Genomic DNA, 24,660 nt, shown 5'->3' with positions numbered 1-24,660 from the left:
CTTGTCTATACCCTACGCGCTCGAAGGCATCGAGCACGGCAAAGGTGTTTTGAATGGATCGACGGCCATCGCCGAAATGCTGGTAGCGGCGATTTCGGAATTTGCCGAAGTCACGGTAGTCACCGATCGGCCGGATCGTTTTTCGGGGCACCGGACAGTCAGTATCTTCCGCGAAAATCCGATACGTGCCCATGGGTTTGAGGAGTTCTGGCGTCGTGAATACCGTGTTTTCGGGGCTCCGACTGCGGGCGATTTCTCGCGCGATTCGCTCTATCGTGTTTTCCAGCTGGCTAATGCGGTGGATCCCGGCCGACTCGACGCCATCCTTGCCGAAACCGATTGCGAAGTAGTAGTTCTAAATCGTCAGGAGCATTTCTTCCTGTCACGCCACCCGGGCTTGTGTGACCGGAAGTTGGTTTTTTTTACCCACGATTCGCACTACCAAAGAAAACTTTCTTACGAAGAGAACTACGGCGCGGCGCAGCCGCTCACCCATGTGGAACAGGCGATCGAGAGCGCATTCGTGGCGGAGGCCGGCAAACTGGTGACCATATCGGTCGAGGAGCAGACCCATTTCAGCCGCTTGGCGACGGGATGCGAAGTTGTCCTGTTTCGGCCAACGATCGCCCGCCCGCAGCGGTTAGTCGAACTGGCGGAGCAAACCGCCGTCAGGTTTTATTTCATCGGGGTCAATAATTTCGTCAATCGCCAGACCATGGCTCGTGCTCACGAGTGGTTTCTCGAAAATGGACGCCCCGGTGCCGACGAATTCCACGTATTTGGGTCGGTGTGCCATGCGGTTGAGGCTGTGGGGGCGGATCAAGGGGTCTTTCTTCACGGTCATGTCGATGACCTTGCGTGTGCCGTGGCCGGGATGCATGTCCTGCTGGCACCCATCCAGTCCGGCAGTGGCGTGCCACTGAAGGTCGCCGATGCTCTCGGCGCTGGGCATCTAGTACTCGCCAGTGCTTTCGGTGCCGATTCCTATCCGGAGTTCATCGGCTCCCGCATCGTCCTCAGCGACGGTGATGCAGGCCAAGTGCTCGATGCCCTGCGCGCCGCGCCGGCCACCTACGTGCCGTATGAGGCATACGCGAGCAAGAACCGGCAGGCGGCCCGGCAGATCGTGGGGGTTGAATGATGCGTCCGGAAACTCGCCAGGGCGGGTCGGCGCCGCGCGTCTGTGTGGCCGGGGCCAGCGGTTACGCCGGATCGGCCTGCGCCGATGCGTTTGCTGCAGCAGGCTGGCAGGTCAGCGGCTTCAGCCGGCGCGGTGGGGCTACGCCAGGGGGCCTGCCAGTCATGGCCTGCGCGGATGGCCGGGCTTTTCACGACCTGCTGCAACGAACTCCCCCGGACGTGCTGCTGGTCGCCACCGGAATTGCCGAGCTCGACGCCTGTGAGCGCGACCCGGCACTCAGCCAGCAGGCCAACGTCGACACCCTAGATGAATGGATTGCCACGGTCCGGACGGTCTGCCCCTCTGTGCGAGTGGTGCTCTTGTCGTCGATTTACGTGTTCGGTGAACAGTGCCCGCCCGCAGGCTTCTGCGAATCTGATGCACCGCAGCCCCTGTCGGTCTACGGGCGGCACAAATGGCAGGCCGAACAGCGGCTTCAGGCCTCGGGGCTCCGGCACCTGATCGTGCGCCTGCCCTGGCTGATCGGCAACACTGCGCACCCCGCCGACCCCGTCCGCCAGCTCTGGCGCAAGTTTCAGCAAGGCGAGTCAGCGGTCGACGACGGGTTGCGCTTCCCCACCGATGCGCGCTGGGTGGCGCATAGCCTCGCCGGCCTCATGTGTGCGGGTGTCGAAGGTGTCGTGCACTTGAGCGCTGTCGGCGCCGGCAGCCGTTTCGACCTGATGGCCGGCCTGCTCGCACATTGCACCCCGGCACCGGTATCGTCCCTGCGGCGCCAGCCTGCTCTGGCAGGGCCGGCCGCCAACGGGCGGGCTCCGCGCCCCGAATACCTCAGGCTGGGCACCTGCCGCCCTGAAGTGCGGGATCTGCCCGCCTGCCCGTCCTGGCAGCAGCTTGCCGAACGCTACGCGGCCAGCTTATGCGGCCAGTCCGTGCGTGAGGAGCAGCCCTTATGAGCCATCTTCTCGCTCCACAAGAGACCACCCGGAAACTGCTGGTCGATGTGTCCGATCTCGCTTGCGCCGACCGGGGCACCGGTATTCAGCGTGTGGCTAAATCGATTCTGGGCGAATGGTTGCAGAATCCGCCGCCTGGCTTCCAGGTCGAGCCGGTTTTTCTCGCGTCGGCAGGGGATGGCTACCGCTACGCCCGGGGACTGCGCCGGCGCTACGCCCCGGGTGACACGGCGGTTAACGACGAAGCCCCTGTGGTTTTCGGGCCAGGGGACATCCTGCTCAGCCTCGATCTGCTGTTTCTCAACCCCGAGCTGATCTGCGATCAGGCCGGGCGCTACCTCCGGTCGCTGCAGGCGCAGGGCGTCAATGTGCGTTTCGTGGTGTATGACCTTCTGCCGGTGTTGATGCCGGAGTATTTTCCGGTGGGGGAACACAACGAGCGGTTTGTGGAATGGTTAAAGTTAGTTTCAGAGACTACCGGCGCGGTCTGTATTTCGGGGGCGGTCGCACAGGATTTGAGAAGCTGGCTCGGCCAGGCCGGCTGGCTGCGCCCGGATTTCGTCATCAGCCATTTCCATATTGGGGCGGATATCGAGGGCATCCCGTGTTCGCGCGGAGTGCCCGACAACGCGGCCGACACCCTGGCGCATCTGCAGGCACGCCCCGCCTTCCTGGTGGTCGGCACCATCGAACCGCGCAAGGGGCAACGCCAGATGCTGGACGCCTTTGAATGGCTCTGGGCGCAGGGGGGCGATGCCAACCTGGTGTTCGTGGGGCAGCAGGGCTGGATGATGGACGACTTTGTCGAGCGCTTGCGCCAGCATCCTGAGAAGGGCCGACGCCTCTTCTGGCTGGAAGGCATCAGCGATGAGTATCTGTTGCAGGTCTACCGCAGCGTGACCTGTCTGGTCGCCTCGTCGGAAGGCGAGGGCTTCGGTCTACCGACCGTCGAAGCTGTGCGCGCCGGTCTGCCAGTCATTGCCCGCGACCTACCGGTCAACTGGGAAGTCTGCGGCGAATTTGCCTGCTACTTCAGTTCTGATGCGCCCGGCGACCTGGGGCGCTTCCTCCGGCAGTGGCTGCAGGACTGGCAGACCCGGGCGCTACCGGATTCATCGAAGATTCGCTTCCTGACCTGGCGGGAATCGGCAGTGGAGTTGTTCAGGGCTTGCAATGAGTTACCGTACGATGCGTTTGAGAGAGTGCTGACAGGATGAGTATCGATCAAGATTTGGTTAATGGCTGTTACGTCAAATATCTGGGACGACCGGCTGAGCAAGGTGGACTGAAGTATTACGCTCAGTTTGAGTCCATCGTCGATGTGGAACACGAGATTGCTGCTTCCCAGGAGTTTCTCAGTAGAGAGCGTGTGCTTCGCTATCCGTGCTCATTCCATTCCTGGAAGACTTGCGTGCTTGAGGAGGCCAAGATTGTCTTTGTGCCCATTGCGAAATGTGCGCATACCGCAGTTGTGTCGGCACTGTACGATTTCAAGAACATCGATTGGCGGACGCTGAATGTTTCGGATGCCGAGGTTCTTGAAAGTGGCACTGACGATGAATTTTTGCATTATGTGCTGGGTAGTAACAAAACAGGACTTCTGTTGAAAGACCATTCGCCGGAGTTCGCCGACCGCATTCTGCGCGATACAGAGTGGTTGCGCGTGGCGGTGTTGAGGGATCCTGTGGCGCGCTTTCTGAGCGCCTTTAATCACTTCTTTATTCAATGGCGGACTCACCCGCTCGGCCTTCGCCACACAAAGGTAATTCTCGACGCGCTTGGCGAGGATTTCGACGCCAATTCCAGCACGGGGATGATTAAAGTAATGAAATACATCATGACTCAGCGTGGATGCGATCTGGATGCTCACTTTGCGCCGCAGTACGAGTATGTGGGTGGCATCAGAATGGACCGCCTTATCCCCATGGCCAGGCTTGATCTGCTGGAGAAACTCGTTTCGGAAAGAAGCGGGCGGACCTTCAGGATTGAACGAAAGAATGTGCGTCGTGATACGGTCAAGGATGGCGAGGGCGCACCTGAAGATGTGCGCGAATTAGTCGAGGAGTATTTCTGGCTCGACAGATTGTTGTACGAGAAGGCTCTCTGCGCGTGTTGAACAATACGCGTAGGTAAGCGCATCCCGACTGACAGGCATCGAACAAGGTTAAGTATGTCTTACACAGAACAGAAAGATTTCGAGCAGCAAGACGCTGTTTTCTTCAGCATGCGCCGGAATTTCGCTCGCTTCGATATTGACGTCGATTTCGCAAATGCCCGCGTTCTTGAGGTGGGCGGGGCTGGTGGAATGCTCGGCGGTCTGGTTTCCGGTGCGACCGCCAGAACCATCGTGGCGGACAGCTTCGATGCGCAGCGTCAGTACGAGGGGCAGTTCCCGCGGCTGCTGAAGGAGAAGTTCGAGCGCAACGGCCGCGCCCTGGACTTGGGAAAAATCGAATTTCACTCCGTCGACGCCATGGACATGCCCTACCGCGACGGGCTGTTCGATCTTGTCCTGTCGAACAATGCATTTCAGAGGATACGGGACCCATTTGCCGCCCTGCAGGAGGTCTTGCGCGTGTTGAAGCCCGGCGGAGTGGCCTGTCTGAGCTTCGATCCGCTGTGGACCTGTGACAGCGGAAGCCAATATGGCCACTACGTCCCGCAGCCGTGGGCGCATCTGTTGTGCAGCGCGGACGAGTTCGCGTTCCGGATGCGTGTGGCCGGGGCGACGGATGGGGAAATTGCCGATTTCATGCTGGGCCCGAACCGCATCGCCTATCGCGACTACCAGACGGAGCTGCACCGGGTTCTGGCCGCTTCGGGCCTGAAAGCGTTCCACGTCGAGCACTGGAGCGGGCTTGCCTATGACGACGCTCTGACGGTCGATAACCAGGCCCGCGCGGCGGCCATCCTGAATTGCGACCCCGGCGATCTTCTCGTGCGCGGGTTTCTGGTGCTGGCCGTCAAATGAGGGGGATCAGCGGATGCCGACCTTTATGCGGGAATTTTTCCCATGACTGACCTGGCAATTACCTACGCTACTTATCCGACGGCTTTCGAAACTCCGGGAGGGGGCGAGATTCAGATTCTCCAATACCGCAAGCATTTGGCGGCGCTCGGAGTTGATGTGACCTTCTTTGATCCCTGGAAGCCGAGCCTCGGCGGTGTTGACGTTTTTCATTATTTCTCCTGCTATCGAGGCTCCGAGATTTTTATTGATGAACTCTACCGTCGAGGCATGTCGATCATTCTCTCGCCGACGCTGTGGATCGAAGAGGGGGCGACGGGCTACCCGATGGCGCAGATCGGCCAGATGCTCAGCATGGCCGCTCGCATCGTCTGCAATTCTGATATGGAGTGCGATTTGTTGGCTGGCACCTTTTCAGTGCCAAGGCACAAGTTTGCCACCGTCTACAACGGCGTGGACCTGTCCTTCATGCGGCCAACGGATCCGGAAGTTTTCCGGTCGTTCTCAGGTGTTCGTGGCGATTTCGTGCTGAATGTGGCCAATGTCGAACCCCGGAAAAACCAGCTTCGCCTGATCGAGGCCGTGAAACGGCTCGGGATGAAACTGGTGATGATAGGAGGCGTCCGCGACCAAGGGTATTTCGAGCAATGCATGGAGCTTGGCCGAGGCTGCCTGACCTACATTCCGGCCTTGCCACACGATTCTGATGTGCTGCGCTCGGCCTATGCTGCGTGCAGTATCTTTGCTTTGCCGAGCACTCTGGAAACTCCAGGGCTTGCCGCGCTGGAGGCCGCGTGCGTGGGTGCCAGAGTGCTGGTTACCGAGGTCGGTTGCACTCAGGAGTATTTTCAGACCAGCGCTGTCTATGTTGCGCCAATGTCGGTGGACTCCATTGTCGAAGGGCTTCGGCGCGGGCTGGCTCGCCCGGACTCCGATGCTGCCCGCGATCTCGTCCGGGAGAAATTCACTTGGCCCGTGGTTGTTGAGCGCTTGCTTGATGTGTATCTGAACCGGGATGTTTTCGGCCATGCACTCTCCGCACGCGGTTTTTATTTATCGGCCTTCGATCCCCTTCTGGGAAGGTACGTTTGGAGCAAGCGTGTCGCCGGAATCGTGTGCGATCGGTCGGGATTCTTGAAATTTGACTGGTGCTCACCGCAGCGCTCGAAGGTGGCGGTTAAAGTGAACGGCGAGCTTGTGTGGCCGGATCTTGAAGTGGGGACGGATTTTTCGTCGATGGTGTTGGCCGCACCGCTTGGCCCTGGTGAGCAGCGCCCGCAGGTCGAATTCGAGGTGCAGCCCCTGGAGCGTGAGCAGTCCTCCGCCGATCCGCGCAGTCTGGGCGTCATGCTCAGGGATGTCCGGTTCCTGACGGGCGAGGAAGAAATGCGGGCGGCAGGGATGTTGTTTGAGCTGATGGGCTTGCAAGGTCAGGGGTGGTTCCGCGCTGAGGAAGACGGTGTCGGGCCGTTCATCTGGAGCCAGAAAAAGGCTGCGTTGATTTGTGAGCAATCTGGTGTGCTTGTTTTTGACTGGTGCGCACCGCAGCGCTCGAAGGTGGCGGTCAAAGTGAATGGCGAGTTTGTGTGGCCGGATCTTGAAGTGGGGACGGAGTTTTCGTCGATGGTGTTGGCCGCACCGCTCGGCCCAGGTGAGCAGCGCCCACGGGTCGAATTCGAGGTGCAGCCCTTGGAGCTTGAGCAGGCCTCCGGCGATCCACGCAGCTTGGGCGTCATGCTCAGGGAAGTCCGGTTCCTGACGGGCGAGGAAGAAATGCGGGCGGCAGGAATGCTGTTTGAGTTGCTGGGCTTGCAAGGTCAGGGGTGGCATCGCGCTGAAGAAGACGGTTCCGGGCTATTCGTCTGGAGCCGACGACGGGCAGCGTTGCTCTGCGACCTCTCCGGGCTTCTGAGCTTTGACTGGCGCGCGGCTCAGCCCTCGCGCGTGAGCGTGGTGGTTGATGGGGTTTTGTTGTGGAGCGAGCTTGAGGTGGGGACAGAGTGGTCGCATGCGAGCATTCGGCTGCACCCCGCAACCCCTGGAGGGCGCTCGCAGATTGTTTTCGAGGTGACGCCCGTTGATTCGGTAGTTCGCTGCGCGGATCCACGGGAGTTGGGGTTGGCCCTGAGGGGGCTTGCGATCAAGGATAAGGAACAGCAGGTTTTGCAATGAGAATAGTGATTGACCTTCAGGGCGCACAGACGGGAAGTCGTTTTCGCGGAATCGGCCGCTATGCGATGTCGTTTACCAAGGCTGTTCTGCGTAATCGCGGGGAACACGAGGTTTTCGTCGTGCTCAACGGACTGTTTCCCGAGACGATCGAGCCGATCCGCCTCGAATTGGCCGGATTGTTACCCCCTGAAAATATCCGTGTCTGGCATGTCCCTGGCCCGGTGTCAGACATGTGGGATGGAAACGATCGGCGCCGTGAATTTGCGGAGTACATGCGCGAAGCTTTTATCGCCAGCCTTCATCCCGACCTGGTGCACGTCACCAGCCTGTTTGAGGGTTATAGCGATGATGCGGTGGGCAGCATTGGTCGGTTTGATCGATCTGTTCCAGTGTCGGTAGCGTTTTACGATCTGATTCCGTTCCGGAATCCGGAACATTACCTGAAGGCTAACTGGCCATATGAGCTGCATTACAAGAGAAAGCTGGCGTCCTTGGAGCGCGCCAGCCTCTTGCTGGCAATCTCGGAGTCAGCCCGGCAAGAGGCGCTTGACAACCTTCACTGGCCGCAGCACCGGGTCGTCAACGTTTCGAGTGCGGTAGAGCCTGCCTTTTGCCCTGGTCAGGAAGATCCGTCGGTGCTGTCCGGTTTGCGTGGCAGGATCGGGCTGGAGCGCCCGTTCGTTTTTTACTCCGGGGGGGCTGATTCCCGGAAGAATCTTTTCCGGCTGATCGAAGCCTTCGCCCTTTTGCCTGGCGATGTACGCTCACAGCATCAGTTGGTGCTGGCGGGCAAAATGCCGGAGGGCAATGTCGCGCCGTTGCGTGAGCACGCGTTGTCCCTTGGGCTGCAGCCCGGCGACGTGCTTTTTACCGGCTATGTGACTGATGACGAACTGATCCATCTGTATTATGCGTGTCGCCTGTATGTGTTCCCGTCATGGGACGAGGGCTTTGGCCTGCCAGCACTGGAGGCCATGGCTTGTGGAGCCCCAGTGATTGGCGCAAATACGACTAGCGTACCGGAAGTCATCAAGTGGGACGAAGCCCTCTTTGACCCGTTCAGCGCGCCAGAGATCATGCAGAAGATGCTCCATGCGCTGGCCGATGAAAATTTTCGCGCTGCGCTGATCGACAATGGCCTGCGTCGTGCGCCCTTGTTCTCATGGGACGAGACCGGTCGGCGTGCGCTGTCTGCCTGGGAAGAACTGCACCTTCAGCGAGAGGTGGCTGCAGGGCAGGCGCTATCTTCCTTTGGCCACACCCATGCGCTGGAAGCCTTGGCGCGTGCACGGGGCAATCCAGATGATTTCCAGGGCGATGCCCTAGGGAACTGTCTGGCGCTCAACCGGCAGGCTGGCATCGAGCGACAGTTGCTGGTTGACGTGTCCGAACTGTGCCAGCGCGATTCGGCTACCGGAGTGCAGCGCGTTGTCCGAAGCTACTTGCAAGGCCTGCTGGCGCATCCGCCAGCGGGTTTCCGGGTTGAGCCAGTTTATGCGACACGCGACGCCGGCTACCGGTATGCCCGGCAGTTTGTTCGGCGTTTTCTCGGCCAGCCAGCGGAGGCGCTTATTGATGAGCCGGTCTTGTATGGACGCGGCGACATCTTTTTTTGCCTCGATCTTCAGCATCACGTTCAACTGGCGCATGCAAATTTCTTTGCGCATTTGCGCGCACATGGCGTGACGGTCAAATTCCTGGTCTACGATCTGTTGCCGATTCAACTGGCCGACCTGTTCAAGGATTCCGACGCCAGCGCGCTGCATGAGCAGTTGATGACCCTGGTGGCCTCAACCGATGGCGCGATCTGCATATCCAGGGCAACGCAGGAGGCGCTCGACGCCTGGGTCGTGGAGCACGGAATAGCGACCGCACCGAATTTTCAGAGCACCTGGGTGCACATTGGCGGGGATATCGAGGGCTCATGCCCCTCTCAGGGCTTGCCGGAAAACAGCGCTCTGGTGCTGGAGCAACTGCGCCGCCGCCCCTGTTTCCTGTGCGTGTCCACGCTGGAGCCTAGAAAGGGTCAGCAGCAGGTGCTCGATGCTTTTGAACTGCTGTGGCAGCAGGGCGTGGAGGCCAATCTTGTTTTTGTTGGCAAGCAGGGCTGGAATATTGATGTTCTGGCGGAGAAGATCCGCGTGCATCAGGAGCTGGGGCAACGCCTGTTCTGGTTCGAAGGCATCAGCGACGAATACCTGGGGAAAGTCTATGAGTCCAGCAGCTGCCTGATTGCGGCTAGCCTCAATGAGGGTTTTGGCTTGTCGTTGATCGAGGCTGCTCGCTACGGAAAGCCTGTTATCGCGCGCGATATCCCTGTGTTTCGCGAGGTGGCCGGCGACTATGCCGACTATTTCACCGGGCTTGCTGCGAGCGATCTGGTGCAGGCCATCTCGGTCTGGCTGGCCCATGCCGCGCAGCTCTCGTCGCTGCCACGTGCTCCGTTGGTCTGGCTGACCTGGCAGGAAAGCACCGAAAAGCTCAAGCAGGCACTGACCAATCACAACTACCCGTGCCGGCAGCTTCTGGTCGATATCTCCGAGCTTGTTGAAAGAGACGCTGCAACGGGCATTCAGCGCGTGGTGCGCAGCATCCTCAAGGAATGGCTGAGCCATCCGCCCGAGGGGTTCCGGGTCGAGCCTGTGTATGCGACAACCGAGCATGTTTATCGCTATGCACGGCAATTTACGCAGCGCTTTCTGAGGGGGGGGGCGTCGCGCCTCCAGGACGACCGGGTCATCTATGCGCCGGGCGACGTGTTTTTCGCGCTCGACCTGCAACCGCAAGTCCATGTGGCGCAACGCGCAGCCTACCAAGCTATGCGTCGCCAGGGCGTACAGGTGCAGTTCATGGTCTATGATCTTCTGTGCGTTCGCATGCCCCAATTTTTCCCCGCCGGAAACAAGCAGGAGTTTGCGGATTGGCTTGAGGTGGTGGCAGAAAGCGACGGCGCCATCTGCATCTCCGAAACCGTAGCAAACGACCTGAAGCAGTGGGTCGGGGAGCACCATTCGCAACGCTACCGGCGCTTCCGCATAGGTTCGTCGCCTCTCGGTGCGGACATCATGCCAGCCCGCCAGTCCCAGGGCCTTCCGGAGGGTGCGGCCGAGGTGCTGGCCCGCTTGGGCGAGCGCTCCTCCTTCCTGATGGTAGGCACACTGGAGCCGCGCAAGGGGCATGAGGCCGTGCTCTTCGCGTTTGAGCAGCTATGGCGTGAGGGGCACGACCTCAATCTGGTAATCGTGGGCAAGCGGGGCTGGATGGTGGAGCCGCTGGCGGCCTGCCTGCAGAGCCACCCCGAGCTGAACCGGCGAATTTTCTGGCTGCAGGGCGTCAGCGACGAGTATCTGGAAAATATCTACCAGGCATCCACCTGTCTGATCGCCGCATCCTATGGCGAAGGCTATGGCCTGCCGCTGATTGAGGCCGCCCAGCGCGGAGTGCCCATCATCGCCCGCGACATTCCGGTGTTCCGGGAGGTCTGTGGCGCTCACGCGCATTACTTTGCGGGTCAGAGTGCAGCCCGGCTTGCCGAAGCTGTTTCCGACTGGCTGGCTCTGTTCGCGGAAGGCCGTCATCCTCGGTCTGATGGTATTGAGTGCGTCAGTTGGCAGGCGTCGGCTCGGCGGGCGCTGGCGATGCTGGATGTGGATAGCAGAAGTGAATAATTCTAACAGGGGCGAAATTGTGTCAAAGGATTTTCAGGGAAAGCGCGTTGCCATTCTCACCGCGGGTCCAACGACGGGGGTTACGGGAGGGGCTGAGCGTTTTTATGCAGGCTTGCTTGCGGGATTTCTTGAAATCGGTTGCCAAGCGGAACTGATCGCTATTGATGCCGATGAGCCGGACTTCGACACTATTGTGTCCAACTACCGGAAGTGTGCTGCGCTGGACCTCTCATCTTTCGATCTGGTTGTATCCAGCAAAGTCCCCACCTATGCCGTCAAGCACCCCAACCATGTGCTCTATCTCGTGCACACGGTTCGTGTGTTTGATGACATGTTCGATACGGTATTCAAGCCATTGCTTGATACGCACTACAAGCAGCGAGCAGAGTTGCATCGCATCGACTTTGACGCCATTTCAAGCATCAAAGCCCGGTTTGCAATAGGTCACGAAGTGGCCCGGCGGCTTTACCGCTGGCGTGGGCTTTCCTGTGATGTCATTCACCCGCCGCTGGCATTCAATAACTTCAGGGCAGGTCAGTGCGGTGATTATTTTTTCTTGCCCGGCCGTTTGCACTCATGGAAGAGGGTGGATCTTGTCATCAAGGCCATAAAAAGCTCCCGTTTGCCAATGAGGCTGCTGCTCGCCGGGGTAGGGGAGGCTGAAGCCGATCTGCGGGCCCTGGCTGGCGACGATAGCCGCATCGAGTTTCTCGGCCGTATTGATGACGAACGCTTGACGGCCTTGTATGCCGACTGCCTGGCTGTCCCCTTCGTGCCCTTGCGTGAGGATTACGGCTACATCACGCTGGAGGCCTTTGCCAGTGGCAAGCCTGTACTCACCTGCAGTGATTCCGGCGAGCCCGTGCAGTTTGTGCGTCCGTTTGAAACGGGCCTGATTGCGGAACCAGAGCCTGAAGATATCAGGCGTGGCCTGGAATGGTTCTGGAATAATCGTGAGCGTGCGGCGAACATGGGGCAGCAAGCGCAGCAAATGCTCAAGGGCATGTCCTGGGCCGAAACCGCGCGTTCGCTAGCTATTGCGGGCCTGAATCCTGGTGTGGCGGCGATGCCGAAGGCCACCGGTGTGACCGTCCTGGACATGCAACCCATCGATCCGCCCGTGGGTGGTGGCCGACTGCGCCTGCTCGGGCTCTATCATAATCTGGGTGAAAACGCCCCGTGCACCTATGTGGGCACCTACGACTGGCCAGGTGAGAAATTCCGCTCGCACATGCTCAGCTCGACCTTGCGCGAGATTGATGTGCCCTTGAGCGAAGCCCACCATGCGGCGGCGGCGGCACTGGCCGCGCAGGCGGGCGGCAAGGTGCTGATCGACCTCGCTTTCAGCCAGCAGGCACAGCTCTCCCCTGAGTTCATGGCCGTAGCACATGAGCAGCTGGCACACGCAGACGTGGCCATCTTTTCCCACCCCTGGGTGTATCCCCTCGTCAAGGATCGCCTGCGACCAGGCCAGGTGCTGATCTACGACGCACAAAATGTCGAGAGCCATCTGCGCGCCCAGCTGCTCGACCAGAGCAACCCGGTCGAGGCCGACCTGCTCCAGCGCGTGGCGGACGACGAAGCCGCGCTGGGCCACGGGGCAGACTGGATCATTGCCTGCTCGCACGAAGACCTGCTGCGCTTTCATGAGACCTACGGCTTCCCGCTGGAAAAGATGCGCGTGGTGCCCAACGGCGTGATGGCCTTCCGCGACCCGCCGGCCACGTCAGAGCGGCGTTTCGAGGCGCGCCGGGCGCTGGGCGTGGCGGCTGCTGACTTTCTCGCTATCTTCATCGGCAGCGCTTACGGCCCCAACAATCAGGCGGCCGACTTCATCGTCCGGCAACTGGCGCCGGCCATGCCGCAGGTGGTGTTCGTCATCGCCGGTGGCGTGGGCAAGGAAATGCAGTCGGATCTGCCCAATGTGCGCATTACTGGCCCGCTCGATGAGGCCGACAAAATCAGCTGGCTCTACGCAAGTGACATCGCCATCAACCCGATGCTCTCGGGCTCGGGCACCAACATCAAGATGTTCGACTTCATGGCCATGGGCCTGCCGGTGGTGAGCACAGCCATCGGCGCGCGTGGCATCGACACCGGCGGGCGGCGCGCCATGCGGGTGGCCGATCCGCGGGCCGATGCCTTCGCTACCGCCATCGGCCAGCTGCAGGATGCGGACCTGCGTGGTCTGATGGGGAGCGAGGCACGACTGTGCGTGGAGGAGGGGTATGCGTGGGAGCGCATTTCGGCCCAGCTGGGCGACTTTATCAAGGCGCGCCAGCGCCTGGCGGGTCAGTCACAGCCGCTGTTTTCGGTCGTCGTGCCCACCTATGAGCGCCACGATCAGCTGGAAGCCCTGATTGCGCATCTGCAAAAGCAGATCGAGCGCGATTTTGAGGTGGTGCTGGTGGACCAGAGTGCCCTGCGCTGGCCGGGCGCCGAGCGTAGCCACGGTTTTCCGCTCACCTATCACCACAGCCCGGTCAAGGGCGCGGTGCGGGCGCGCAACACGGGCGCCATGCTCGCTCAGGGGAAAATCATCGCCTTTGTCGATGATGATTGTCAGCCGGCCGAAGACTGGCTGCTGAACACGCGCCCCTATTTTGCCGACCCGGCGGTAGTAGGTGTGGAAGGCCTGATCCATTCGGATCGTGATTGGGGCGATCCGGACTGGCGTCCGGTCACGAACGTGGGATTCGAAGGCATCGGCTTCATGACCGCCAACCTTTTCGTGCGCTCAGCCGCCTTCCAGCAGCTCGGCGGCTTCGACCTGCAATTCGACCGCCCGCATTTTCGCGAAGACTCCGATCTGGGCTGGCGGATGCAGGCACTCGGCAAGCTGCCCTACGCCAGCAATGTGCGCGTGTTTCACCCGGCCCAGCCGCGCAGCAATGTGCGCGAATCGGTCAGCGCTGAAAGCATCATAAAAAATGCCAAAAACAACGAATTAAAGGTGGCGCACCTTACGACCACCGGCATCAAATGCGGGATCGGTGAGTACACCAAGCGCATCATTGAGGAATACGACCGCAATGGAATTGAAAACCTCATATTGAATTGCGAAAGTGCCGTGAACTCGGTCGATAGTATGCCGGCTGGCGTTCCGGCCAGGCAGGCCTGGTTCTTCGACAACCATCACTGGACCGGTAGCCACATCAAACCCGATGTGGTCGATTCATTGAAAGACTGGGGAGCGACCCATGTCGTCATTCAGTACCACTGGGCCTACTATTCCCCAGAAGTTCTGCTGGATTTTGTCAGGGCCTGCATTGCGGCGAGGTTGCGGGTGACCGTGGTGAGTCACAACTACATCCCGAGGTGCATGTCGGCATTCAAGGCGCTCAACGAGTTCCGCGTCCCGGTTTTTTCTCACCGGGAAACCGAAGTGGATGTGGCGCGAAAAGACGGGGTGTGCCTGCAATTCACCCCGCTTGGGATCGACAGATACGACCCGTTGGTCGAACGAAGCATCTTGGGGCGGGATTGGCGCAAGCAGCCCCCCGTCATTGTCACCAACGGCTATCTGCGCAGGCACAAAGGGGGGGGGCGTCTGATCGCTGCCATGCCCGCCGTCATTGAGGCCTTCCCTGGTGCGAAGCTGGTTGTGCAGAGCCCGGTATATCCCAGCGAAGACTCGCAGGAAGAACTGAAGAGCTGCCTAACGGCAATTCGGGAGCTCCGCTTGCAGGATGACGTACTCATGCATACGGACTTCCTAGAAAAGGCCGCGGTGCTGCAGGAAGTCGCCAAGGCCGATCTGGCAGTGTTTCCCTACGACTTGAGTGATGAAGGGGCAAGCGCCTCAGCGGCTGATGCGCTTTCCGTTGGGCTGCCCGTGGTAGTCTCCGAGGCCGAAGTCTTCGATGGCATACGGGGGGTTGCAATCACCAGTACGGCCGACAGCCAGCATCTCGCTGATGCCATCGTCGCCTTGCTTCGCGCGCCGGAGCAGTATGAAAGACTCGCCCACGCCGCTGTTGCCTATGCCCGAGAGAACGGCTGGGACAATGTAGCTTGGAAGTTTCTGTCATACAAATAACTTTGGAATCCTGAGCCAGATTCAGGCTAGTGGCGTTTGGGCAGCCTGAGTGATTCGTGAGGATGTTTTCAATGTGCGATTTTTTGTGTTCTTCGTCTGGAACGGCTTTTGATTGGGGATTGTTTTTATGAAAATAGATGCGGGTCGTAAAAATCATGCTGTCCTTCATGCAATCCTCGATGCGTTTGACGAGGGTGCCATTGGTTTACCTCCCAAGCCTGAGAACTTGAATACCGTTAATGCTTCTGAGGTGATCGAATCGCTTGCTGCCGAGCTAGGAGTTGTCGCTGATTCTGTTTTCTTCAAGACTTCGAGCGAGAGGTTTGCCCATGCTGTGCAACTCGCGATGGATCTGTTGCCACGTGGCAGTCGCCTGCTGGATATTGGTAACGCGCCGGGCTACTTGGCCGAGGCCCTGCACAGGTGGGGTTATGACGTGACGGGACTCAATCTGAATGATCTTTACAATGATCAGTATCCGGACTCCGGCTGCCTGGAGCGATTCAAAGTCATCGCTTGTGATATCGAGAAACAGGCGCTGCCTTACGCGGACCAAAGTTTCGATGGAATTGTGTTTACAGAGGTGCTTGAGCACATCGCTACCAAGCGGCCGGAAGAGTTACTGCCGGAATTCCGGCGGGTTTTGAAACCCGGCGGAGTGGTTTTGTTTTCTACGCCAAACGTCTGCAATCTGAGTAATATTCTCGCTCTGGCGACTGGTAAGAATATTTTCTGGCCAACGAAGATTTTTTACGGAGGCACTGATCGCCACAATCGGGAGTGGACGCCGGTAGAAGTGCGTGAGTTGTTCGAGTCGGCAGGGTTTGTGGCTGAATATTTTTATGGCATGAACGATGCAGCAAACTGGCGACTCGGTGCAAGTGAACAGGTTGTTGAGTTTTTAGCTGAAAATAAGAAAAATCATGCATTGCTTAGAAATACGATTGTCGGAGCTTTCCGGCTATCTGCGAAGCAATTTGAGTGAAACGCCGGATGCAGGGCGGTTTGGTGTATTCAAAAATCAAAAGTGGTGGCGGGTTACAAGGTTTTGCAAATGGATTCCATGGTCTCAGACAAAAATAACGGTGAGCGCGTTGCAGTCGTGATTCCGTCGTATCGGGTAACACGCCACATTCTTGATGTGATTGAGGCCATCCCTCCGAAAGTTTGGCGCATCTATGTGGTGGACGATGCCTGCCCCGAAGGCTCCGGTGAATTCGTTCGGGAAAACGCGAAGGATCCGCGGGTTCATGTGCTCTTCAATGAGGAGAACATGGGGGTGGGTGGGGCGGTGATGGCGGGCTATCGCGCTGCAATCTGCGATGGTGCGTCGGTGATCGTCAAGGTCGACGGCGACGGCCAGATGGATCCGGCATTGATTCCGATTTTCGTGGCGCCGATTCTGGAGGGGGTGGCGGACTACACCAAGGGTAACCGGTTTTTCGATCTTGAGGCCGTTCGTTCTATGCCGAAAATACGCTTGTTCGGCAACGCGGTCTTGTCATTCATGTGCAAGCTGTCGTCCGGGTACTGGAATAACTTCGATCCCACCAATGGCTATACAGCGATCCATGCGAAAGTTGCCAAGCAACTCCCCTTCGACAAAATCAGCAGCAGGTATTTTTTTGAGACAGACATGTTGTTTCGTCTAAATACTTTCAGGGCTGTTGTTATGGATGTTCCCATGGCGGCGCGTTATGCCGATGAAGTCAGCGGGTTGAAGATTGGAAAAATTGTTGGTGAGTTTATGTTCAAGCACTGCCGGAACTTTTTTAAGAGGATTTTCTACAATTACTACCTGCGTGACCTGTCGGTGGCTTCAGTTGAACTGCCGTTTGGTGCCAGCCTTTTTGTGTTCGGAGTTCTGTTCGGTGCGTTTCATTGGTATGAGTCCTATGTCGGTGGATTACAAACGCCTGCCGGGACTGTGATGGTCGCTGCGCTGCCGGTACTGATGGGCGGGCAGTTGCTGCTTTCATTTCTGGCGTATGACATCGCATCGACTCCCAAACAGGTGTGTCATAAAGTCCTGCCTTGATTGGATGGTGATGTCTGATATGCCTTCTGCAAGGCGATTCTTTATCTTTGTATGCGTCGGCATGGTGTGTGCAGCCATCGACATTCTCACGATGCAAGCCTTGCTTCATTGGTCCTTCGATTATCCTTTTGCTGTTACTGCCGGGTTCTTGGCGGGGTTGTTCGCCAACTACTTGGGTCACGCAAAGGTTACTTTTCAAAGATCGCTGGAAAAAAAAGGAGCTCTGAAATTCATGGTTGTTGTGGCAGTCAATTACTTGCTGACCATGCTTTGTGTTGCATTCTCAAGTGAATTTTTTGGCAATGTCTTGCTTGGGAAAATCTTTTCTCTGCCGGTGGTTGCGGGTAATGGCTATTTTTTAAGCAAAGTATGGGTGTTCCGGGACTGATGAACATAAAACCTATTTGTGTTGAGCGAGGAAGTCTTCAGCGATACCAGGAGCTATTTTATGCTGCATTCGGATCGCAGCCTAAATTTCATCCGGATTCTCTTTGCTGGCTGTACAAAAAGAACCCCGCAGGCGTTGTGTTCGGTTTTGATGCATATGAAGGCGAAAAACTCGTTGCTCATTACGCTTGTATCCCGACAGAAATTAGCTATCTGGGTAGGAGGGCGCGTGCGTTGCTTTCACTTAATACGGCAACGCACCCCGACTACCAGGGACGCGGGCTTTTTGTAAAGCTCGCAGAACTTACTTACCGGGCGGCGGCTGAGGCGGGATTTTCTTTTGTCTATGGCGTTGCTAATGCAAACAGCACGCCCGGGTTTGTGCGGAAGCTTGGCTTCTCCTTGCTTGAGCCTTTGTTGGCCCGAATTTTTATGGGTGAGATGGTAGACGGGTTGAATGAAGTTCATTCAAAGTCGCACTTCTTCCGCGCGTGGGACAAGGAGGCTCTGACTTGGAGAGTCGAAAACCCGATAAGCCTACTTCGTTGCTCTTCAACAGAAAGTGGCTTGATCGTTCGCGGAAATACCAAGGGGCGTTGGCTGCCTGTACAGGCTGAACTGCCTTTTTCAGAGGATTTTGTCGCGAGTTGCTCTGGTTTGGAAAGTCCCTTGAGGTTGTTTCTTGGATTGCTGCCGAGCGAATTGGATAGAAAGCCTCTTTATTTTGACATCCCCGACAAGCTAAGGCCTTCACCCTTGAATTTTATCTACAGGGATTTGACCGGGTGTGGCCGTAAGATAGAAAAAGGGTCGGTTTTTTTTACTTTCATTGATTTTGATGCGTATTGATGATGAGTATCATTGCTGCGCGATTGTTTTTATTTCCTCATCAGGATGATGAGTTTGCTGTTTTTGATTTGCTGGAAAACTGCGGCGAGGATGGTGTTGTTCCGTTGTGTGTTTTCTTGACGTGCAGTCCATGTGGCTCAGGAGCCACGGCGATCAGAAATTCGGAATCAATGCGGGTTTTGAGGCGACTTGGGGTTGGCGATGACAGAATTTTGTTTGTTGGCGAAAATCTCGGTGTCGTGGACTGCCGTGTCAGCGATAGGATGGGCGTCATCGCGGACTGGTTGCATGACTTCTTGGTTTCGCATGAGGAGATTAGCGAAATCTTCATTCCTGCCTGGGAGGGAGGGCATCCTGATCATGACTCGGTGCACGCGTTGGTCTTGTCGGTCGCTGTCCGACTGAACCGTGCAGTAAAAATATTACAGTATCCCCTTTATAATGGTCGTGGCGTTCCAGGTGGAATGTTTAGGATAATTTCACCACTGCCAGAGAATGGGCCGTGTTGTTTCAGAGATGTTTCTGCCTGGAGACGGGTTTGTTTTCTCGCGCTATGTTTTCAGTACCGCTCGCAGTGGCGATCATGGATTGGACTTTTTCCCGCATTAGTGTGGCGTTATATCCGTAATGATCACCTAGCGCTGCAGGAAACGGAAATTTTTAGGGTTCATGAGCCTCCTCATGCAGGCCCCCTCTATTACGAGAGGCGTGGGTTCGCTAGGTGGGATGTGCTGGGCCCGAAAATTTCCCGTTTTACACGGGAGTGGAGGCCGTCAGGCTCTTTAGATGCTTTATCTGAATCTGGAAAATAAATTGTCAGATAACAACAAGGTGGTTATTGTAGGTGCGGGCACGATGGGGGCTGGTATTGCCCAGGTGTTTTCCTTGTCTGGTTATGATGTGAGTCTTTATGCGACATCTGAGCGATCAAAGAACGGTGCTCTTGCGTCCATCCGCTCTAGCTTGGAGAGACTGTGCAAGAAGGGCATTGTCGAGCAGGGGGCCGCAGAGGGGGCTTTAAGCCGCGTGAAGTTTGTTAATCACTGGGAGGCGATAGCGGAGGCTGGTGTTGTTATTGAAGCTGTTCCAGAGTCGATAGAAGTCAAGAAGACTGTTCTGGAGGCTTGTGACAATTACCTGCGTCCGGACGCGCTTGTCGGGACAAATACATCGTCGATTTCCATTACGCGTCTAGCCTGCTTTCTTTCAGATCCTAGCAGGCTTGTGGGGCTTCATTTTTTCAATCCCGCACCGCTAATGTCATTGGTCGAGTTGGTGGTGGGAGTGCATACTTCGCCGACTATCAAGGAAGGCGCAGTACGGCTAATTGAAAAAGTAGGCAAAGTGCCTATCGTTGTGCAGAACTCGCCCGGTTTCGTAGTCAACCGCATGCTGTGTCCAATGATCAATGAGGCCTTTTTTATTCTTGGTCAAGGGGTTGCTTCTGCTGAAGAGATTGATCAGGGGATGAAGCTTGGATGTAATCATCCCATTGGCCCTCTTGGACTGGCCGATCTGATCGGTCTGGATGTGTTGCTTTCAATCATGGATGTGTTGCTCGAACAGACGGGAGACTCAAAATATCGAGCCGCCCCGTTGTTGCGTGAATTCGTTGACGCGGGGATGCTGGGTAGAAAGGTCTTTCGCGGGGTTTTTAGTTATGAGGAGGCTTCGAAAACCCCAATCCAACGCGTAGCGTTTTGATTAAAGTTGTAAAAAAGTCTCTACAGATGGCAGGTTGCCTGAGTCGTTGATCCCGGTCAGGCCGGCCTCAAGGTTGAGATGGCAAGGTCGACGGGATCAGGCGGTCTCGCGGAAATGTGAACAGACATCAGGCCCGGATCTGCTTTGCTTGATGAACTTCTCGGAAATTCTGGGTTATTCGAGGTACTCAATTGTTGTTTAATATGATTGATTTTAAAAAAGACCTGGTCCTTAATTACGTTGGATGTGTCCTGCTTGCTGCGGTCGGGGTGTTTCTGATTTTTCATAACATCGGTTTGTATCCGCTGGTGTTTGCTGATGAATACAGTTACAGCATGCTTGCCAGGCTGATGCCGTTGAGCGAAGCATTTGTCCCTGACTTTCTGTATTTCAAGGTTTACAGCGTGACCAATTATTGCGGCGACGGATTTTTGGGGTGCGCCAGAGTTATTAATGTCGTGCTTTTTATCCTGGCTGCTCCGTTTGTTTACCTGGCCACCCGGCGTGTAGCGGGGCATGCCCTTTCTATTTTTGTGGCGTTTCTGACGCTTGTTGGGCCGATGAATAGCTATACGGCGTACTTCATGCCGGAAAGTTTTTATTTTTTTGGATTCTGGGTATTTGTCTGGGCCTTGCTTGGGCTTGGTGCTGACGCAACAAAACTCCGTTGGTTTGGGGTTGGAGCAGTTTATGGGCTGACAGCACTTGTCAAGCCGCATTCAATTTTCTTTCTGCCTGCTGTATTGGTTTATATCTTGTTTTTATTTCGGCAGAGGGGAGTGTTGTTTTCTCTGCGGCCCATTTATGCGGCGGGGGTGTTTGTTTTCGCAGCAGTTCTGACCAAGTTGACTCTCGGTTATTTTCTGGCAGGGGCGGCCGGGGTAACTTTGTTTGGACCGATGTACAGTTCTGTCGCAAGTTCGGCCGCGTCGAATTTTGGTCGATATGTAGAGCTTGCGCAGCTCGCCATGCAAAGCATGTGGGGGCACGTCCTCGTTCTGGCGCTCATCTATGGGTTGCCAGTTTGCATGGCTTTGTCTGCGGTGGCTGGCACACTCTTCAGAAGAAGCAAGGTGTTGGAGTCCGGAGTTTCTGCTCAAGTTGAGTTCGAGAAAGTTTCGTTTCTAGCGCTCATGGTCGTGGCGAATCTTGTTGTTGTGACAGCCTTTTTTACTGCATCTGTTGCCAACTCAGGGCCGTATGAGACGCCCTACCGCCTCCATATGCGGTATTACAATTTCGCACTCCCTATTTTTTACATTATTGCTGCCGGCGGCGTTGGCGTGGCGCATAAGTTCTCTAGACGTATCTGGGAGTTTTTGCTTTTTGGGCTGCTTGTTTTTTTGTCTGCCTATGCCCTCTACTCAAATTTGACGCCCTATGTCCCAACCATTGTCGACAGCCCTGAAGTTAGAGGGGTGCTTGTCAGTTTGGCAGCCTATCGATTCGCGGGTGGATTGCTATTGATTTCTCTAATTTTGTGGGTGTTTCGTGACGGTTTGAGTGTCAGGCTCTATATGCGCCTTGCGTTGCCGGTATTTGTTGTGACGTCTTGCTACAATGTTGCAAACGAACAGCGCCATGTTTTGGTGGCTAATGTTTATGACAAGGCTGGTTTGTTTGCCAAGCAGTATCTGTCAAAAGATGAGGCAGCCAAGACGGTGGTTGTGGGCTCGGACGCGGCCGGAGTGTTTCGATCCCTCTTTCATCTTGACAATCCTGGTGCCAGGCAGAAGAGCATTCCCCTAGGTGCTGGTGTCGCGACTGGTGATCTGCCTGCTGGAATGGAGTGGGTTCTGCTCGTCGGGGAACACGCCTTGCCAGAATATTTTTCTCCCGCTGTTTCAATGGTCGGGTTTTCGCTTTTAAAGCTTCCCGTTCTCCATGTTGTTGATTTTTCGTCATCCGGCTGGATGAGTCAGGTTCGGGCGTCTGGTCTTTCGTCGGGTGAGGCGTGGGGGGTGTGGTCAGATTCCGATGTGGTTGAGTTGCGGTTTCCAGATCCTTTGCCGAAAAGGTTTGAGTTGCGTCTCGTCGCTCATGCTTTTGGTCCCAATCGTGATGGCGAATTCAGCGCGATTGTCGGTGGTGGTGTTCGTAAATTCAGGTTGTCGGATTCGGATAGTGAAATTGTTCTTGCCTTTGACAATCCTGATGGTAGTGATTCGATCAAGATCGTCATACCAGACCCCATTTCGGCAAAGGATTTGGGAATGAGCGGGGACGAGCGAAAACTGGGGATTGGTCTTGTGAAATTGAGCTATCGCTGATTGCGCGCTGTGTTTGACTTGCTTTTATTTTTGAGTGTTTATTTTTGACGATTGCCTGAAATAGGGAGGGTGTGTGAAAAAAGCAGTTGTTACGGGAATTTCGGGTCAGGATGGTGCTTATCTTGCCGAGCTGTTGCTGGAAAAGGGTTATGAGGTGTACGGCACCTTCCGCCGCACCAGCTCCGTCAATTTCTGGCGGATCGAGGAGCTCGGTATTCAGGATCATCCCAATCTGCATCTAGTCGAGTATGACCTGACCGATCTCTCGTCGAGCATCCGCCTGTTGCAGGCAAGTGGTGCGACTGAGGTCTACAACCTTGCAGCGCAGAGCTTTGTCGGCGTGTCCTTCGAGCAACCTATCACCACCGCTGATATCACTGGCGTGGGTGCAGTGAACCTGCTTGAGGCGATTCGTATCGTCAATCCCAAGATCCGCTTCTACCAAGCCTCCACTTCCGAAATGTTCGGTAAGGTGCAAGCCATTCCTCAGATCGAAAGTACACCTTTCTATCCGCGCAGCCCCTATGGCGTCGCCAAGCTTTATGCCCACTGGATGACTATCAATTACCGCGAATCCTACGGTATGTTTGCCTGCTCCGGCATCCTCTTCAATCACGAATCCCCGCTGCGTGGCCGTGAGTTCGTGACGCGCAAGATCACTGATTCGGTGGCTAAGATCAAACTCGACAAGCTCGATGTCCTTGAGCTCGGCAATATGGACGCCAAGCGTGACTGGGGGTTTGCCAAAGAATACGTGGAAGGCATGTGGCGCATGCTCCAGGCTGCCGAACCAGACACCTTCGTGCTCGCCACCAATCGTACCGAAACCGTGCGTGACTTCGTTACCATGGCCTTCAAAGCCGTCGGTATTCAGATCAACTGGAGCGGCAAGGACGAAGCCGAGCAAGGTGTCTGCGCCCAAACTGGCAAAGTCCTCGTTCGCGTCAATCCGAAGTTCTATCGCCCTGCAGAAGTCGAACTGCTCATTGGCAATCCAGCCAAAGCGAAGGACGTTCTTGGCTGGGCACCCAAGACCACGCTCGAAGAGCTCTGCCAGATGATGGTGGACGCCGATCTGCGTCGTAATCAGGCCGGCTTCTCTTTTTAACATGTCAGCTCCGCGCGCACTCATCACCGGCCTGGCCGGCTTTACCGGTCATTACATGGCTCGCGAGCTTGAACACGCCGGCTACGAAGTGCACGGCTTGGGCTCCGGCCCAAGCCCGTTGACCAACTATCACCAGGCTGATCTTGCTGACCACGCCGGCCTGCGTGCTGTCATCGAAGCTGTGCAACCAACTGCCGTTGTTCACCTCGCCGGCATTGCCTTTGTAGGGCATGGCGACGCCGAAGCTTTTTACCGAGTTAACCTTGTTGGCACACGTAACCTTCTCGCAGCCTTGGCGGAAACCGCCAAGAAGCTCGATTGCATTCTGCTTGCCAGCAGCGCCAACGTATATGGCAACTCGGCCGACGCCGTGATTACCGAAGACACTTTGCCTGATCCTGCTAACGACTATGCCGTCAGCAAGCTCGCCATGGAATACATGGCACGCCTGTGGCAAGACAAGCTGCCTATTGTGATCGCCCGCCCCTTTAACTACACAGGGGTTGGTCAGACTGAAAACTTCCTGCTACCCAAGATCGTCAGCCATTTCAAACGCCGTGCCCCGCAGATCGAGCTCGGCAATCTCGATGTCTGGCGCGATTTCAGCGATGTGCGTGCCGTTGCCGCCGCGTATCGTGGCCTCGTTCAGTCCAAAGCAGTGGGGCGCACCTTCAATGTCTGCTCTGGCCAAGCCACCTCCTTGCGCGAAGTCATCGCAATGATGGAGGCGATTGCTGGCTATCGTATTGATGTGCAGGTCAACCCAGCCTTTGTGCGCGCCAATGAAGTCAAGACACTTACCGGCAGTGCGGAGCGTTTGCAGGGCGTGCTTGGCGACTGGCGCGGGATTCCTTTGAGTGACACGCTGGGTTGGATGTTTCTGGCGTAAAAGTAAACAAGATATTTAATGAAAATCACCGTAGTTGGCACTGGTTATGTGGGCTTGGTTTCAGGCGCTTGCCTGGCAGAGGTGGGCAATGACGTGCTATGTCTGGATGTAAACCCGGAAAAGGTCCGCGTTCTTAGAGATGGGGGCATTCCCATTCACGAGCCAGGGCTTGATCAGGTCGTAGTCCGCAATGTCGCGGCCGGCAGACTGCATTTCACTACCGATGTGGAAGAAGCTGTTCGCTTCGGGACAGTCCAGTTCATCGCCGTGGGCACCCCGCCCGACGAAGATGGATCAGCAGATCTGCAATATGTAATTGCCGCTGCCCGCAATATCGGCCGTTACATGACTGACCACAAGGTGGTTATAGACAAGAGCACCGTACCGGTCGGCACTGCCGACAAGGTGCGTGAAGCGATTGCCGACGAACTTGCCAAGCGAGGCATTGAAGTCCCGTATAGCGTCGTCTCC

18 protein-coding genes are annotated in these 24,660 nt (G+C 56.6%); all 18 read left to right on the top strand.

What is annotated here, in order from left to right:
• The first annotated feature begins 1 nt into the window (after position 1).
• Complete coding sequence (locus ABXR19_RS07960; RefSeq protein ID WP_354600586.1) at positions 2 to 1,141, top strand: glycosyltransferase; 1,140 nt, start codon at positions 2 to 4, stop codon at positions 1,139 to 1,141.
• Positions 1,138 to 2,097 (top strand): sugar nucleotide-binding protein, encoded by a 960-nt coding sequence (locus tag ABXR19_RS07955; protein ID WP_354600585.1) that lies wholly within the window; start codon positions 1,138 to 1,140, stop codon positions 2,095 to 2,097. Before ABXR19_RS07960 ends, ABXR19_RS07955 begins: the two co-directional genes overlap by 4 nt.
• A complete protein-coding gene (locus tag ABXR19_RS07950) occupies positions 2,094 to 3,314 on the top strand; it encodes a glycosyltransferase family 4 protein (RefSeq protein WP_354600584.1) in 1,221 nt (406 codons plus the stop codon). The genes ABXR19_RS07955 and ABXR19_RS07950 overlap by 4 nt, the downstream gene beginning before the upstream one ends.
• Positions 3,311 to 4,213, top strand: a complete 903-nt coding sequence (locus ABXR19_RS07945) for a sulfotransferase family 2 domain-containing protein (protein ID WP_354600583.1) — start codon at positions 3,311 to 3,313, stop codon at positions 4,211 to 4,213. The genes ABXR19_RS07950 and ABXR19_RS07945 overlap by 4 nt, the downstream gene beginning before the upstream one ends.
• Before the next feature lie 54 nt (positions 4,214 to 4,267).
• Positions 4,268 to 5,068, top strand: coding sequence for a class I SAM-dependent methyltransferase (locus ABXR19_RS07940; RefSeq protein ID WP_354600582.1), 801 nt, complete (start codon positions 4,268 to 4,270; stop codon positions 5,066 to 5,068).
• Positions 5,069 to 5,110: 42 nt separating this feature from the next.
• Entirely contained in the window at positions 5,111 to 7,237 is a 2,127-nt protein-coding gene (locus ABXR19_RS07935) for a glycosyltransferase family 4 protein (protein WP_354600581.1), read from the top strand.
• Positions 7,234 to 10,905, top strand: coding sequence for a glycosyltransferase family 4 protein (locus ABXR19_RS07930; RefSeq protein WP_354600580.1), 3,672 nt, complete (start codon positions 7,234 to 7,236; stop codon positions 10,903 to 10,905). Before ABXR19_RS07935 ends, ABXR19_RS07930 begins: the two co-directional genes overlap by 4 nt.
• Complete coding sequence (locus ABXR19_RS07925; protein WP_354600738.1) at positions 10,826 to 14,944, top strand: glycosyltransferase; 4,119 nt, start codon at positions 10,826 to 10,828, stop codon at positions 14,942 to 14,944. The genes ABXR19_RS07930 and ABXR19_RS07925 overlap by 80 nt, the downstream gene beginning before the upstream one ends.
• Before the next feature lie 127 nt (positions 14,945 to 15,071).
• Complete coding sequence (locus ABXR19_RS07920) at positions 15,072 to 15,929, top strand: class I SAM-dependent methyltransferase (RefSeq protein ID WP_354600579.1); 858 nt, start codon at positions 15,072 to 15,074, stop codon at positions 15,927 to 15,929.
• Between the two features lie 69 nt (positions 15,930 to 15,998).
• Complete coding sequence (locus ABXR19_RS07915) at positions 15,999 to 16,982, top strand: glycosyltransferase family 2 protein (protein ID WP_354600578.1); 984 nt, start codon at positions 15,999 to 16,001, stop codon at positions 16,980 to 16,982.
• Positions 16,983 to 16,992: 10 nt separating this feature from the next.
• Positions 16,993 to 17,370: a GtrA family protein gene (locus ABXR19_RS07910; protein ID WP_354600577.1), complete on the top strand. Its 378-nt coding sequence runs from the start codon at positions 16,993 to 16,995 to the stop codon at positions 17,368 to 17,370.
• On the top strand, positions 17,370 to 18,218 hold the full coding sequence (locus tag ABXR19_RS07905) for a GNAT family N-acetyltransferase (protein ID WP_354600576.1): 849 nt from the start codon (positions 17,370 to 17,372) through the stop codon (positions 18,216 to 18,218). The genes ABXR19_RS07910 and ABXR19_RS07905 overlap by 1 nt, the downstream gene beginning before the upstream one ends.
• Positions 18,218 to 19,030 (top strand): PIG-L deacetylase family protein, encoded by an 813-nt coding sequence (locus ABXR19_RS07900; protein ID WP_354600575.1) that lies wholly within the window; start codon positions 18,218 to 18,220, stop codon positions 19,028 to 19,030. The genes ABXR19_RS07905 and ABXR19_RS07900 overlap by 1 nt, the downstream gene beginning before the upstream one ends.
• Positions 19,005 to 19,922: a 3-hydroxyacyl-CoA dehydrogenase NAD-binding domain-containing protein gene (locus tag ABXR19_RS07895; protein ID WP_354600574.1), complete on the top strand. Its 918-nt coding sequence runs from the start codon at positions 19,005 to 19,007 to the stop codon at positions 19,920 to 19,922. The genes ABXR19_RS07900 and ABXR19_RS07895 overlap by 26 nt, the downstream gene beginning before the upstream one ends.
• Positions 19,923 to 20,125: 203 nt before the next feature.
• Positions 20,126 to 22,192: an ArnT family glycosyltransferase gene (locus tag ABXR19_RS07890; RefSeq protein ID WP_354600573.1), complete on the top strand. Its 2,067-nt coding sequence runs from the start codon at positions 20,126 to 20,128 to the stop codon at positions 22,190 to 22,192.
• Positions 22,193 to 22,265: 73 nt separating this feature from the next.
• Positions 22,266 to 23,300, top strand: coding sequence for a GDP-mannose 4,6-dehydratase (gmd, locus tag ABXR19_RS07885; protein WP_354600572.1), 1,035 nt, complete (start codon positions 22,266 to 22,268; stop codon positions 23,298 to 23,300).
• Position 23,301: 1 nt separating this feature from the next.
• Positions 23,302 to 24,189, top strand: coding sequence for a GDP-mannose 4,6-dehydratase (locus ABXR19_RS07880; protein ID WP_354600571.1), 888 nt, complete (start codon positions 23,302 to 23,304; stop codon positions 24,187 to 24,189).
• An 18-nt stretch (positions 24,190 to 24,207) separates the two neighbouring features.
• Positions 24,208 to 24,660 (top strand): 2-dehydropantoate 2-reductase N-terminal domain-containing protein (locus ABXR19_RS07875; RefSeq protein ID WP_354600570.1); only part of this gene is annotated, 453 nt, incomplete at its 3' end.

The organism is Uliginosibacterium flavum (assembly GCF_040566545.1).
GTDB lineage: Bacteria > Pseudomonadota > Gammaproteobacteria > Burkholderiales > Rhodocyclaceae > Uliginosibacterium > Uliginosibacterium flavum.
Note: the sequence above shows the minus strand (reverse complement) of the source record. Positions and strands in the feature narration are given on the sequence as shown.

What these genes read in the sequence shown, in the direction of transcription:
- ABXR19_RS07935 (WP_354600581.1), top strand. Translation starts at nt 5,111, where the DNA reads ATGACTGACCTGGCAATTACCTACGCTACTTATCCGACGGCTTTCGAA.
- ABXR19_RS07905 (WP_354600576.1), top strand. Translation starts at nt 17,370, where the DNA reads ATGAACATAAAACCTATTTGTGTTGAGCGAGGAAGTCTTCAGCGATAC.
- ABXR19_RS07955 (WP_354600585.1), top strand. Translation starts at nt 1,138, where the DNA reads ATGATGCGTCCGGAAACTCGCCAGGGCGGGTCGGCGCCGCGCGTCTGT.
- ABXR19_RS07915 (WP_354600578.1), top strand. Translation starts at nt 15,999, where the DNA reads ATGGATTCCATGGTCTCAGACAAAAATAACGGTGAGCGCGTTGCAGTC.
- ABXR19_RS07920 (WP_354600579.1), top strand. Translation starts at nt 15,072, where the DNA reads ATGAAAATAGATGCGGGTCGTAAAAATCATGCTGTCCTTCATGCAATC.
- ABXR19_RS07880 (WP_354600571.1), top strand. Translation starts at nt 23,302, where the DNA reads ATGTCAGCTCCGCGCGCACTCATCACCGGCCTGGCCGGCTTTACCGGT.
- ABXR19_RS07895 (WP_354600574.1), top strand. Translation starts at nt 19,005, where the DNA reads ATGCTTTATCTGAATCTGGAAAATAAATTGTCAGATAACAACAAGGTG.
- ABXR19_RS07910 (WP_354600577.1), top strand. Translation starts at nt 16,993, where the DNA reads ATGTCTGATATGCCTTCTGCAAGGCGATTCTTTATCTTTGTATGCGTC.
- ABXR19_RS07925 (WP_354600738.1), top strand. Translation starts at nt 10,826, where the DNA reads ATGGTATTGAGTGCGTCAGTTGGCAGGCGTCGGCTCGGCGGGCGCTGG.
- ABXR19_RS07950 (WP_354600584.1), top strand. Translation starts at nt 2,094, where the DNA reads ATGAGCCATCTTCTCGCTCCACAAGAGACCACCCGGAAACTGCTGGTC.
- ABXR19_RS07890 (WP_354600573.1), top strand. Translation starts at nt 20,126, where the DNA reads ATGATTGATTTTAAAAAAGACCTGGTCCTTAATTACGTTGGATGTGTC.
- ABXR19_RS07930 (WP_354600580.1), top strand. Translation starts at nt 7,234, where the DNA reads ATGAGAATAGTGATTGACCTTCAGGGCGCACAGACGGGAAGTCGTTTT.
- ABXR19_RS07900 (WP_354600575.1), top strand. Translation starts at nt 18,218, where the DNA reads ATGATGAGTATCATTGCTGCGCGATTGTTTTTATTTCCTCATCAGGAT.
- ABXR19_RS07940 (WP_354600582.1), top strand. Translation starts at nt 4,268, where the DNA reads ATGTCTTACACAGAACAGAAAGATTTCGAGCAGCAAGACGCTGTTTTC.
- ABXR19_RS07945 (WP_354600583.1), top strand. Translation starts at nt 3,311, where the DNA reads ATGAGTATCGATCAAGATTTGGTTAATGGCTGTTACGTCAAATATCTG.